The organism is Archangium sp. (assembly GCF_045802675.1).
GTDB lineage: Bacteria > Myxococcota > Myxococcia > Myxococcales > Myxococcaceae > Archangium.
Genome location: NZ_JBJMQO010000007.1, coordinates 1 through 13,293, shown reverse-complemented (window position 1 = coordinate 13,293; position 13,293 = coordinate 1). Strand labels below are relative to the sequence as shown.

General features: G+C 70.3%; 7 protein-coding genes. 5 read left to right on the top strand and 2 right to left on the bottom strand.

The window, feature by feature from the left end; all coding sequences use genetic code 11:
* On the bottom strand, window positions 1-3,584 hold a 3,584-nt coding region (gene purL, locus ACJ8AN_RS01695; protein WP_407753422.1), incomplete at its 3' end, for a phosphoribosylformylglycinamidine synthase.
* A 249-nt stretch (window positions 3,585-3,833) separates the two neighbouring features.
* Here purL and ACJ8AN_RS01690 point away from each other — a divergent pair.
* Genes ACJ8AN_RS01690 through ACJ8AN_RS01670 form a run of 5 tightly spaced genes read left to right on the top strand, consistent with a single transcriptional unit; the run spans window position 3,834 to window position 12,404 of the window.
* A complete protein-coding gene (locus ACJ8AN_RS01690) occupies window positions 3,834-7,931 on the top strand; it encodes an ELWxxDGT repeat protein (protein WP_407753421.1) in 4,098 nt (1,365 codons plus the stop codon).
* A gap of 10 nt (window positions 7,932-7,941) precedes the next feature.
* The gene (locus ACJ8AN_RS01685) at window positions 7,942-10,158 is read left to right on the top strand and encodes a molybdopterin oxidoreductase family protein (protein ID WP_407753420.1); all 2,217 of its coding nucleotides are present in this window, start codon (window positions 7,942-7,944) and stop codon (window positions 10,156-10,158) included.
* A gap of 8 nt (window positions 10,159-10,166) precedes the next feature.
* Window positions 10,167-10,895 (top strand): glutathione S-transferase family protein, encoded by a 729-nt coding sequence (locus tag ACJ8AN_RS01680; RefSeq protein WP_407753419.1) that lies wholly within the window; start codon window positions 10,167-10,169, stop codon window positions 10,893-10,895.
* 26 nt (window positions 10,896-10,921) lie between these two features.
* Window positions 10,922-11,656, top strand: a complete 735-nt coding sequence (locus ACJ8AN_RS01675) for a class I SAM-dependent methyltransferase (protein WP_407753418.1) — start codon at window positions 10,922-10,924, stop codon at window positions 11,654-11,656.
* Window positions 11,640-12,404: a VanW family protein gene (locus ACJ8AN_RS01670; RefSeq protein WP_407753417.1), complete on the top strand. Its 765-nt coding sequence runs from the start codon at window positions 11,640-11,642 to the stop codon at window positions 12,402-12,404. The genes ACJ8AN_RS01675 and ACJ8AN_RS01670 overlap by 17 nt, the downstream gene beginning before the upstream one ends.
* Before the next feature lie 85 nt (window positions 12,405-12,489).
* Here ACJ8AN_RS01670 and ACJ8AN_RS01665 read toward each other — a convergent pair.
* Window positions 12,490-13,293, bottom strand: an 804-nt coding sequence (locus ACJ8AN_RS01665) for a right-handed parallel beta-helix repeat-containing protein (RefSeq protein ID WP_407753416.1), incomplete at its 5' end; no start/stop codon positions are given.

Sequence of the window (13,293 nt, the reverse complement as noted above, 5' to 3'; positions counted from 1 at the left end):
ATGAGGATCCGGCTGCCCGCCATGCCCTTGAAGAACAGCGACGGGCTCTCCGCCACCTCCACCTGCACCAGCCGCGCCTCGAATTGCTCCGACACGTTGCGCACGAAGTGCGGGAAGTGCTCGGCGCCCGGAATCAGCTCGCGCAGCTGCGACATCATCTGGCAGCCGTTGCAGATGCCCAGCGCGAAGGTGCCCGAGCGCGCGAAGAACGCGGCGAACTCGTCCCGCGCCCTCGAGTTGAACAGGATGGACCGCGCCCAGCCTCCGCCCGCGCCCAGCACGTCGCCGTACGAGAAGCCTCCGCATGCCGCCACGCCCGTGAAGTCCTTCAGCGACACCCGCCCCGACAGCAGGTCGCTCATGTGCACGTCCACCGCGTTGAAGCCCGCGCGGATGAACGCTCGCGCCATCTCCAGCTGGCTGTTCACGCCCTGCTCTCGCAGGATGACCACCCGGGGCTTCACGCCCTTCGCGATGTACGGCGCCGCCACGTCCTCCGTCGGGTCGAACGAGAGCCGGGGCGACAGGCCGGGGTCGCTCGGGTCGCACTTCGTGGCGTACTCCTCCTCGGCGCAGCGCGGGTTGTCGCGCAGCTTCTGCATCTCGTAGCTCACGCGCGACCACTGCTTGCGCAGCGCCACCGTGGCCTCCTCCAGGAGAACCTGTGTCCCGTGGCGCACCCGCACCGTCAGCTCCGCCCGCGGCTGGCCGAGCTCATGGTACGCCGAGCCCAACCCGTGCCGCGTCAGCACCTCGCGCACGCGCTGGAGCTCGGCGGCCCGCACCTGCAGCACCGCGCCCAGCTCCTCGTTGAAGAGCGCCGCGACGGCATCCGAGCCCAGCGCGGCCACATCCACCTCGAAGCCGCAGTGGCCCGCGAAGGCCATCTCCACCAGCGTGGTGAGCAGGCCGCCATCGGAGCGGTCATGGTAGGCGCGCACCAGGCCCTCCTCGTTGAGGGTCTGCATGGCGGCGAAGAAGCCCTTGAGGGACTCGGGGCTCTCCACGTCCGGGCACTTCGGGCCGACCTGCGAGTACACCTGCGCCAGCACCGAGCCGCCCAGCCGCTGCCGCCCGTCCGCGAGGTCCACGAAGACGAGCCGCGTGTCCCCGTCCAGCTCGCGCAGCTGCGGCGTGAGGGACTTGCGGACATCGAGCACCGGCGCGAAGGCCGAAACAATGAGCGACAGCGGCGCCGTCACCGCCTTGCGCGTCCCCTTCTCCTCCCACACCGTGCGCATGGACATGGAGTCCTTGCCCACCGGAATGGTGAGGCCCAGGGCCGGGCACAGCTCCATGCCCACGGCCTTCACGGCGGCGTACAGGTTGGCGTCCTCGCCCGGGCTGCCCGCGGCGGCCATCCAGTTGGCCGACAGCTTCACGTCCCCCAGCTTGCCAATGCGCGCCGAGGCGATGTTCGTCACGGCCTCGGCCACCGCCATGCGCGCCGAGGCCGCCGCGTCGATGAGCGCCACCGGGGTGCGCTCGCCCATGGACATGGCCTCGCCCGTGTAGCCCGCGTGTGCCGACAGCGTCACCGCGCAGTCCGCCACCGGCACCTGCCACGGGCCCACCATCTGGTCCCTCGCCGTCAGCCCCGACACCGTCCGGTCACCAATCGTGATGAGGAAGCCCTTGTCCGCCACCGTCGGGTGTCCGAGCACCCGGCCCAGCAGCTCCTTCACCGGAGCGTCCAGCTTCAGCTCGGCGTGCGCCAGCGGGCGCGACTTCACGTCCCGATGCATCCTCGGCGGCTTGCCGAACAGCACGTCCATCGGAATGTCGATGGGCGCGTTGCCGAACTGCCGGTCCGTCACCTTCAGCTCCTGCTCCCTGGTGGCATCACCCAGCACCGCGAACGGCGCCCGCTCGCGCTCGCACAGCGCGGTGAAGCGCGGCAGGTCCTCCGGGGCAATCGCCAGCACGTAGCGCTCCTGTGCCTCGTTGCACCAGATCTCCACCGGCGCCATTCCGGGCTCGGCGTTGGGCACCTCGCGCAGCTCGAAGCGGCCACCCAGGTCGTTGTCGTGGATGAGCTCCGGCACCGCGTTGGACAGGCCTCCCGCGCCCACGTCGTGGATGGAGCGGATGGGGTTGGCCTCGCCCATCGCCCAGCAGCGGTCGATGACCTCCTGGCAGCGCCGCTCCATCTCCGGGTTGTCGCGCTGCACCGAGGCGAAATCGAGGTCCGCCGCGCTCGCGCCCTGCGTCATCGACGACGCCGCGCCACCGCCCAGGCCAATCAGCATCGCCGGACCACCGAGCACGACGATCTTGTCGCCCGGCTTCAGCGTGCCCTTCTTCACGTGCCCGTCCCGGATGTTGCCGAGGCCTCCGGCGATCATGATGGGCTTGTGGTAGCCGCGCACCTCGACGCCGTCCGGCGTGGGCACCTGCAGCTCGAAGCTGCGGAAGTAGCCGCACAGGTTGGGCCGGCCGAATTCGTTGTTGAAGGCAGCGCCCCCGAGCGGGCCGTCGAGCATGATGTCGAGCGCGGACACGATGCGCTCGGGCTTGCCGTAGGGCTGCTCCCAGGGCTGCTCGAAGCCGGGGATGCGCAGGTTGGACACGGAGAAGCCCGCCAGGCCCGCCTTGGGCTTGGCGCCCCGGCCCGTGGCGCCCTCGTCGCGAATCTCACCGCCCGCGCCCGTGGAGGCTCCCGGGTGCGGCGAAATCGCCGTGGGATGGTTGTGCGTCTCCACCTTCATCAGGATGTGCGCGGGCTCGCGGTGGAAGCGGTACTCGCCGCTGGCCGCGTCGGGGAAGAGGCGATCGACCTCGAAGCCCTCCATCACCGCCGCGTTGTCCTTGTACGCCGACAGCACGCCCTCGGGGTGCGCCGCATAGGTGTTCTTGATGCTCTGGAAGAGCGAGCGCTCCTGCTGCTCCCCGTCGATGGTCCACGACGCGTTGAAGATCTTGTGCCGGCAGTGCTCGCTGTTGGCCTGCGCGAACATCATCAGCTCGACGTCGGTGGGGTTGCGCTCGAGCTCGGTGAAGCGCGCCACCAGGTAGTCGATCTCATCCTCGGCGAGCGCCAGGCCCAGCTCGCGGTTCGCGGTGACGAGCGCGGCGCGGCCTCCCTTCACCACGTCCACCGTGGTGAGCGGCCGGGGCGAGTGCCCGGCGAACAGGACGGCGGCATCCTCCTCGCGGCCCACGACCGCCTGCGTCATCCGGTCGTGCAGCACCGGCTGAATCCGGGCGAGCTGCCCCGCATCCAGTGCCCTACCCGCCGCGTCGGCGACCCAATAGGCGATGCCGCGCTCGATGCGCCGCACGCTCCGCAGGCCGGTGTTGTGGAAGATGTCCGTAGCCTTCGAGGACCAGGGCGAGATGGTGCCGGGGCGCGGAATGACGAGCTGCAGGCTGCCGCGCGGCTCCTTGCGGGCCAGCTTCGGGCCGTACTCCAGCAGCTTGTCCATCAGGGACCGCTCGGTGGCCGAGAGGGAGGCCGCGAGGTCGAGGATGTGCACGAACTCCGCGTAGAGGGTGGCCACGGCCGGCTCCAGCTCGCGGCAGCGAGCGAGCAACTTGGCCAGACGGAACTCGGAGAGGGCGGGGGCGCCACGCAGCGTGAGCATGGAATCTCTGGGAGGAGGGGTCCGGAAATGTGCGGGCGTCTTATAACCACAGCGGCCTCCTCGGATCCGAAAGAGATCGTGGCAGCCTGCCCTCCCGAGGACGGACGAGGCGAGACTCCCCGTAAAACGAGGGAGGCCTCCCCCGCTCCGCCGGGCGCCGGACGGGCGGCGGTTGTGGTTGAATGCAACGCCGTTTCAGTACGGCCGGGAAGAGGGACAGGACCCGGCGGGTGAGTCTCGAGGAGCCGCATGGAGAGAGCGAACACGACCCTGGCGTCCCTGTGCGTCCTGGTGCTGGGAGTGGCCTGCACGGCCCCCACCCACGAGGAACCGGCACGCGGCGCGCCCAAGGCCACTCGCGGGGCCCTGGGCGAGGGCCCCGCCTCCCTCCTGAAGGACCTGGGCGCGAAGCCCGAGGGCGCCCTCGTGCGCTACCCCGAGTCCCCCACGGCGGCGGGCACGGCGCTCCTCTTCTCGGCCAACGACGACAGCACCGGACCCGAGCTGTGGAGGCTCACGTCCTCCGGCCCCGCCCTGGTGGCCGATATCGCCCCGGGCCCCATCGGCTCCTCGCCCTCGCGCTTCTTCCACATGCGCGGGCTCACCTACTTCGCTGCCTCGGATGGCCAGCACGGCATGGAGCTGTGGAGGACGGACGGCACCACCGCCGGCACCTTCCAGCTCGCGGACATCGCTCCCGGCGCGGCCAGCTCGCAGCCCTCGGGGTTCGCCGAGCTCAACGGGTGGATCTACTTCAGCGCCAATGACGGCACCACGTACGGGAACGAGCTGTGGCGCACGGATGGCACCCCCACGGGCACGGTCCGCGTTCGGGACATCTATCAGGGCTCGGCGGGCAGCGATCCCGACTCGTTCACCGAGCTCGGCGGCAGGCTCTATTTCCTCGCCACCGGCAACGGAGGCGCGCGGCAGGTGTGGCGCACCGATGGCACCGCGGCGGGCACGGTGCGAGTCGGCACGAGCCTGACCGTGGCGGCCACTCCGTCCGGGCGCGGGCTCGTGCGGTCGGGCCGGGCGCTCTACTTCGCCGCGGAGGATGGCTCCACGGGCAGCGAGCTGTGGAAGACCGATGGCACCGACGCGGGCACGGTCCGCGTGAAGGACCTGCTCCCGGGCGCCTCGGGCTCCGCACCCGCGCAGCTCACCGCCTTCGGGGACGCGGTGTACTTCGTCGCCAATGACGGCGTGACGGGGCTCGAGCTGTGGAAGACCGATGGCACCAGCGCGGGCACCGTGCCCGTCGTGGAGCTCTTCCCCGGAAAGAACACCGTGGAGAGGCCCGACTCCCTCGTGACCGCGGGCACCCGCCTCTTCTTCCTGACGCGTGACAGCGCCGGCACCGAGAGCGCGCTCTACGCGACGGACGGCACGGCGGTGGGCACCACGCTGCTCGAGGACTTCAAGGCCGTGGGTGCCAAGGGCCCCCTGCTGATGAAGGCGAACGGGAGCACGCTCTACTTCACCGCGTACGAGCCGGGCCTCGGCACCGAGCTGTGGACGAGCAACGGCACCAGCACGGGCACCACGCGCATCGGCACCAATCTCTTCCCGGGCGACCGTGCCGTGGATCCGGCGCCGCGCTCGTTCACGGTGATGGGCGACACGGTCTACTTCGTGGCGACCGCGCCCGGCACGGGCCTCTCCGACGAGAACCCGCCGGTCCCCACACTGTGGAAGACGCGGGGTGACGTGGCCAGCACGATTCCCGTCGGCGCCGACGAGAAGGCCACCCGGGGCTCGAATCCCGCGCCCTTCGTGGCCTGGAATGGCTCGCTGTACTTCACCACTTTCGAGCAGGACGCGGCGGCGCGGCTGTGGCGCTCGGATGGGACGGCGGCGGGGACGACCGCTCTCATGGACATCGTTCCCTCGGATGCACCCATCTTCATCGCCGAGTCGGGACTGACGGCCCTCACGCCCTTCAACGGCGCCCTCTACTTCGCGGCCATCCCCAACCTCTCCAACGGATACCGGCTCTACGGGACGGATGGAACCTCCACGGGCACCGTCCAGGTGTCCGCCAAGGTCCGGCTCACCACGGCGGCCAGTTCCCCCATCGAGATCATCGAGTACGGCGGCGCCCTCTACTTCGCGGGCCAGGACGCCTCCGGTGACATCGAGCTGTGGAAGAGCGACGGCACCGACGCGGGCACCACGCGGGTGAAGGACATCGTCCCTGGCAGCGCATCCTCGAAGCCCTCCCGCTTCACGCTCATGGGTGGAGCGCTCTACTTCCTGGCCCGGGACGCCACGGGCGGCCGCGAGCTGTGGAAGACGGATGGCACCGACGCGGGCACCGTCCGGGTCGCGGACATCCGCGACAGCCTGGGCCTGGCCTCGGTGGTGGACCTCGCCGGAGTCGTGGGCAGCACCCTGTTCTTCACCGCCAACGAGTCCACCACCGGCATCGAGCTGTGGAAGACGAACGGCACGGGCGCCACCCTCGTGAACGACATCGCTCCGGGCGCCACGGACTCCGGGGCCTCGGCCTTCGCGGTGCTCGGCAGCACCCTCTACTTCACCGCCAACGATGGCCTCTCCGGCCCCGAGCTGTGGAAGACCGACGGCTTTTTCGAGGGCACCGTGCTCGTCAAGGATCTCCGCATGGGCGCGGAAGGCTCCAGGCCGGCCGCCCTCACGGTGCTCGGGAGCACGCTCTACTTCACCGCCGACGATGGCACTTCCGGCCGCGAGCTGTGGAAGCTCGACACCACCGGGACGGAGCCCGTGCGCGTCAGGGATATCCTCCCGGGCCAGGGCAGTGGCGTCCTCGCCGAGTCGCCGCTCCTCGCCCTCTCCCCCGAGAACCTCGTCCTCTTCGCCGCCAATGACGGCGTGAATGGCACCGAGCTGTGGCGCTCGGACGGCACCGAGGCGGGCACCTTCCTGCTGCATGACCTCGCGCCCTGGCAGCTCGGCTCGGACCCGGCGGGATTCACCCTCTTCGGGGACTCCATCGCCTTCAGCGCGAGCGACGGACAGCACGGGCGTGAGCCGTGGCTGATGCCGCGTTCGCTGCTCACCAACACCACGCCCCCGAGCATCGTCTGCCCGGCCAACCAGGTCGTCGAGGCGCAGCAGGCCCTGGGCGCCCAGGTCGACTTCCCCGAGGCGCGGGCCTCGGATGACACCACGCTCCCGCCCTCCGTCTCCTACAGCCGGGTGCCGGGAGGCTTCTTCCCCTTCGGCGGCACCGAGGTCACCGCCACCGCGCGTGACGCGGCGGGCCTCGTGGCCACGTGCACCTTCACCGTGACGGTCCGGGACACCACGCCGCCCGAGCCCGTGTGCCCCGCGGACGCCACGGTGGAGGCCGCGAGCGAGAACGGCTCGGTGGTCACCTTCTCCGCTCCGCTGGCCACCGACGCGGTCACCCGTGCCCCGGTCATCACCGTGAGTCACAAGTCCGGCACCGTCTTCCCCCAGGGCAACACGCTGGTGACGGTCGAGGCCACCGATGAAAAGGGCAACCGCAACCAGTGCACCTTCACCGTGCGCGTGCAGGACACGACGGCCTCGGTGGTGACGTGCCCCGCGGACGTGCGCGTCGAGGCCGAGAACGCCACCGGAGCGAACGCCACCTGGATTCCCGCCGAGGCCTCGGACGTGGCCTCGCGCCCGACCATTACCTACGACCAGACGAACGGGGGCCGTTTCCCGCTCGGGAGCACGCCCGTCACGGCCAAGGCCACGGATGGGGCGGGGAACGTGTCGAGCTGCACCTTCCACGTCCTCGTCCAGGACACGCAGGCGCCCACGCTCAAGTGCCCGGCCGCCGTGCAGGTGGAGGCCACCGGGCCCTCGGGTGCTCCGGCGGAGTTCGTGGTGACCAACGTGCTGGACACCGTGTCGAAGCCCACCGTGAGCACCCTCCCCGTCTCCGGAGCCACCTTCCCGGTGGGCGAGACGTCCGTGAAGGTGCGGGCCGAGGACGCCGCGGGTAACGTGGCCGAGTGCAGCTTCCCCGTCACCGTGCGCGACACCCTGCCGCCGCTGCTCACGTGTCCGCAGGACGTGAGTGTCGCGAAGGGACCGGCGGCGGTGAACCTGCCCCAGCCCTCCCTCACGGACCGGGTGACGACCTCACCCACCGTGACGATGTCCCCGGCGAGCGGCAGCGTCTTCCAACCGGGCGACACCGCCGTGGAGGTGACGGCGGAGGACGCCTCGGGCAACAAGGCCCGATGCACCTTCACCGTGCACGTCCTCGAGGCCAGCGGCTGCACGTCCGCTCCGGGGAGCGCGGGCGCGGCCACGTGGGTAGGATTGCTGTCGCTCCTGGCCTTCGCCACCCGCCGTCCGTCCCGTTCTTCGTCCCGTCGCTAGGAGGCACCGCATGAGCACGCCGTCCGAGCCCCACTTCCGCACCTGCAACCTCTGCGAGGCCATGTGCGGCCTGCGCATCGAGACCTCCGAGGGCAAGGTCACCTCCATCCGGGGCGACGACGAGGACCCGTTCAGCAAGGGCCACATCTGCCCCAAGGCCGTGGCGCTGAAGGACCTGCACGAGGACCCGGACCGGCTGCGTCAGCCCGTGCGGCGCACCGCCACCGGCTGGGAGCCCATCTCGTGGGAGGAGGCGCTCGACGAGACGGCGCGGCGGCTTCACGCCGTCCAGAAGGAGCATGGCAAGGACGCCATCGGCACGTACGTGGGCAACCCCACCGTGCACGACCACGGCGCGCTCATGTTCCTGCCGTTGCTCCTGCGCGCCCTGCGCACGAAGAACAAGTTCTCCGCGTCGTCCGTGGATCAGCTCCCCCACCAGCTCGCCGCGTACCTGATGTTCGGGCACCAGTTCCTCATCCCCATCCCGGACATCGATCACACGCGTTACATGCTCATCCTCGGGGCCAACCCGCTCGCCTCCAACGGCAGCCTGATGAGCGCGCCGGGCGTGAAGGACCGGCTCAAGGCCATCCAGAAGCGCGGGGGCCGGGTGGTGGTGGTGGACCCACGAAAGACGGAAACGGCCCGCGTCGCGGACGAGCACCTCTTCATCCGCCCCGGCACCGACGCGCTGTGGCTGTTCTCGATCCTGCACCTCCTGCTGGAGGAGGCGGGCCCGAAGCTGGGGAAGCTCGCCGGGTTCTCCGATGGCCTCTCCACCGTGCACGAGCTGGCGCGTGACTTCACCCCCGAGCGCGCCGAGCTCCACACGGGCATCCCCGCGGACGCCACGCGCCGCATCGCCCGCGAGCTGTCCGCCTCCGAGTCCGCCGTCTGCTATGGCCGCGTGGGCGTCTCCACGCAGGCCTTCGGCGCGATGTGCCAGTGGCTCATCAACCTCATCAACCTGGTGACGGGGAACCTCGACCGCCCGGGCGGTGCCCTCTTCACCCGGCCGGCCTTCGACATCGTCCACGGGCCTCGCGCCATGGCCATGAGCCGCGGCAGCTTCGGGCGCTTCAGGAGCCGCGTGCGCGGGCTGCCCGAGTTCTCCGGCGAGCTGCCCGTGGCCGCGCTCGGCGAGGAGATCCTCACCGAGGGCCCCGGCCGCATCCGCGCCATGGTCACCTCCGCCGGCAACCCGGTGGTGTCCACGCCCAACGGACGGCAGCTCGACCAGGCGCTCGCGTCGCTCGACTTCATGGTGTGCATCGACCCGTACATCAACGAGACGACGCGCCACGCCCACATCATCCTTCCGCCCAGCACGCAGCTCGAGCGCAGCCACTACGACCTGGCCTTCCACGTGCTCGCGGTGCGCAACACGGCGAAGTACTCGCCGCCGCTCTTCACGCCGCGCCCGGACTCGAAGCACGACTGGGAGATCTTCCTGGAGCTGAAGCACCGCCTGGAGACGCTGCGCGGAGAGCCACGCGTGCGCGGGGCGCTGACGTACCGCGCGCTCAAGGCGCTCGGCCCGGATGGCCTGTTGGACCTGGGCCTGCGCGCGGGCCCGCACGGCCTGAAGCTCCGCCCGTTCCGCAAGGGGCTGAGCCTCGCGAGCCTCAAGGCGCAACCGCACGGCGTGGACCTCGGGGCACTCCAGCCGAGCCTCCCCGAGCGCCTGGCCACGCGCGACCGCCGCATCCTGCTCGCCCCCGAGCTGCTCGTGGCCGACGTGCAACGGCTGCGTCAAACCTTCCCGGCGAGCGCCGCGGCCCCCGAGGAGGGCACGCTGCTGCTCATCGGCCGGCGCCACCTGCGCGACAACAACTCCTGGCTGCACAACGTGCCGCGGCTCGTCAGCGGCAAACCCCGGTGTACGCTGATGGTGCACCCCGAGGACGCCCGCCGGCTCGGCCTGCGAGAGGGCGAGGAGGCCGTCGTCACCTCGCGGGTGGGCGAGGTGAAGGCCCCCGTCACCGTGACGGACGAGGTGATGCCCGGAGTGGTGAGCCTGCCCCACGGTTACGGCCACGGGCGCGAGGGCGTCCGGCTCCAGGTGGCCGGCGCCCATGCAGGTGTGAGCCTCAACGACCTGACCGACGACCGGGCCCTGGATGCCGTCAGCGGCAACGCGGCATTCAGCGGCGTCCAGGTTCGCGTCAAAGCGGTAGAATCAGTTTGTAGGGAAGAACAACCGACGCAGTCCGCAACTGGATGACACCACCGATGATCACCCTCTATCAAACCCCCGTGGCGTGGGGTACGCCCAACCTCAGCCCGTTCTGCTTCAAGCTGGAGTCCTACCTGCGCATGGTGGGCCTGCCCTACCAGGTGAAGCTGGCCTCGCTGGCCCAGGCGCCCAAGGGCAAGGTTCCCTACGTCGAGATCGACGGGAAGCTCATGGGCGACTCGCAGTTCATCATCGAGTACCTCAAGGGCAAGCACGGCGACACGCTCGACGCGAAGCTGACGCCGGAGCAGCTGGCGATCGGCCACACCGTGCGGCGCATGCTGGAGGAGTGCACCTACTGGTACATCGTCTACATGCGCTGGGTGGACGAGCCGGGTTGGCGCGCGTACATCCCGGTCGTCGAGTCGATGATCCCCGGCGTGGTGGGTGGCCCCGTGCCGCTGCAGCTGCTGCGTCAGAAGTTCCTGGGCATCCTCCACGACCAGGGGACGGGCCGCCACAGCATGGATGAGGTGCAGACGCTGGCCAAGCAGGACATCGCGGCCCTCGCGACGATCATGGGCACCAAGCCCTATCTGCTCGGGGATGCGCCCACGTCCTTCGACGCGGTGGTGTACTCGTTCCTGGTGAGCATCATCGCCAACCCGGTGGACACGGAGCTCAAGCAGCACACGCTGTCGCAGGAGAACCTCGTGCGCTACTGCGCCCGGTTCAAGCAGCGCTACTTCTCCACCTGGCAGCCGCCCGAGACCCAGGCCGCCTGAGCCACTCCCGCGCAAGGCCCGACCCGATGAACACGGAGAATCCCGGTGGAGTCGGTGGTCGGGCTCCCGCGGCCCCGGACACCCTGTCCGAGGAGATGCGCGAGGTCATCGCCTATTACGACGAGCTCGCGCCAAAGTACGACACGGAGCGGTTCGGCGGCTCCTACGGCGCCTATCTGGATGGGCTCGAGCGCCCCGCGCTGCGCGAGTGGATCCAGGGTCCGAGGGTGCTCGACCTCGCCTGTGGAACGGGCCGCTTCCTGGACCTGGCGAGCGAGGGGTTGGATCTCAGCGAGAAGATGGTCGAGCGCGCCCGGGAGAAGTGGCCGGGCAAACCCATCCATCACGCCCCCGCGTGGAGCATCCCCGCCGCCGAGGGCAGTTACGACACCCTCTTCGCCCTGCACGTCTTCATGCACCTGCACCTGGGAGACATTAGCCGGGTGCTGAACGAGTGCCGGAGGGTGCTGCGCCGCGGAGGGGTGATGATCTTCGACTTCCCCAACGCGCTGCGCCGCCGGCTGGTGCGCTACGAGGCCACCGGGTGGCACGCGGGCACCGAGCTGACGGCGGGAAGCCTTCGCCTGCTCGGAGGGGGGCACTGGCGGCTCACGGCCTCGCGAGGCCTCGCGCTGGCGCCCGTCCACCGACTGCCGCATGCGGCGCGCCCGGCCTTCATGGCCGCGGAGGTGCTGCTCGGCCGGACACCGCTGAAGCACCTGGCCTCGTACCAGATGGTGAAGCTTGAGAAGGTGGATTGAGCTGCTGCGTCCGCTCGTGCCGGTCCCCGCGCGCGTGTGGGTGGCCAGCAAGCGGCGCACGCTGAGGGACTTGCGCTCGGGCACGCGCTGGAGGCTCATCACCCGCTCCGGGCAGGCCCGGGCGGAGACGCGGACGTGGCCGGCGTACGTGACCGTCTCGCAGTCACTGGGGCGCTCGGCGCACACGGAGAGCAAGAAGCACAACCTGGCCCTGGCCCTTCGCGAGCTCCAGGACGTCCACGTGGGGCCCGAGGAGGTCTTCTCGTTCTGGCACCTGGTGGGCGAGCCCACGAAGCGCCGGGGCTTCGTGCCCGGACGGAACCTCGTGGGCGGCCGGCTCGAGGTGAGCATCGGAGGCGGGCTGTGCCAGCTCTCGGGGCTGATGTACCTGCTCGCCCTGCACGGCGGCCTGTGCGTCATGGAGCGGCACGCGCACTCGGTGGACATCTACACGGAGCAGACGCGCTTCGCGCCGCTGGGCTCGGATGCCACGGTGGCCTACGCCTACAAGGACCTGCGCTTCCGCAACGTGCTCCCCTTCCCCATCGCCCTGCGGTTCGAGCTGGGCGAGGACATACTCCGCGGCTCGGTGTGCGCGCCCGTGCCGCTGGAGCCCTGCGCCGTCGAGTTCTCCGTGGAGGACGAGGCGGACGCCCGCCGGGTGACGACGTGGCTGCACCGGCCCGGAGCCGCTGCGAGGGATTGCCTCGGCACGTCCCGGTACGGCAAGCCGCGCGACGCGGCCTGAGAAGCTCCTGGCGCGAAAAGAAAAGCCCGGTGCGGAGAGCTCCACACCGGGCCTTCTTTCTGCTCACTGACTCAGGCAGTCGCGGCTAGCAGCCGGTCTCCACCGCGCCGATGTCCGGGGCCCGGCCGCAGAACGGCAGGCCCACGTCGGCGCCCTGGTCCACGGCGGCCGAGTCCGGTCCGAAGGTCGGCGCCGCCACGCCCGCATTACCCATGGTCGAGGTGTTGTCCCCCGAGGCCTGCTGGAAGCCCGTCAGGTCCACCGCCGCGCCGTTGCGCTTGAACTGCGCTCCCGCCGGGAACAGGTTGTGTCCCATCTTCAGCCCCGGGCTCTGCCCGCCCAGGTCCATCGCCACCGGCGACTCGGCCACGAGGTTGTTCTCCAGGGTGAGATTGCTCGTGGGACCGCCCGTGCCGTGCCCCACGATGATCGCGGACCCCGTCACGCGCGTCACCGTGTTGTTCACCAGCACCGCGCCCTCCGAGTTCTCGAGGCGGATGCCCGTGCCCTCGCCACCGCCCTCCTGGGTCATGTCGTGGACACGGTTGCGCCGCACCACCACGCCGCTCGGCACCGGCCCCACGTGGTTGCCTCCCACCGAGATGCCCTTGCCCGAGTCGTAGATTTCATTGTCCTCGACCGTCACGTCTCGCGCCGAGTAGTGCACCACCACCGCGTCGCCCTTCGCCGTGGAGCTCGGCTTGAAGCCGTGCATCTTGTTGTTGCGGATGGTGACGCGGTGGCACGTCTTGATGTCCACCGCGTTCTCCCGGTTGGCGTAGAAGTGATTGTTCTCCACGAGCAGCCCATCCGCGGGCGGCAGCGAGCTGAAGCCCTCGGGCCCCAGGCACTGCACCGAGTCACCCGAGTTGTCGTGGATGTCATTGTT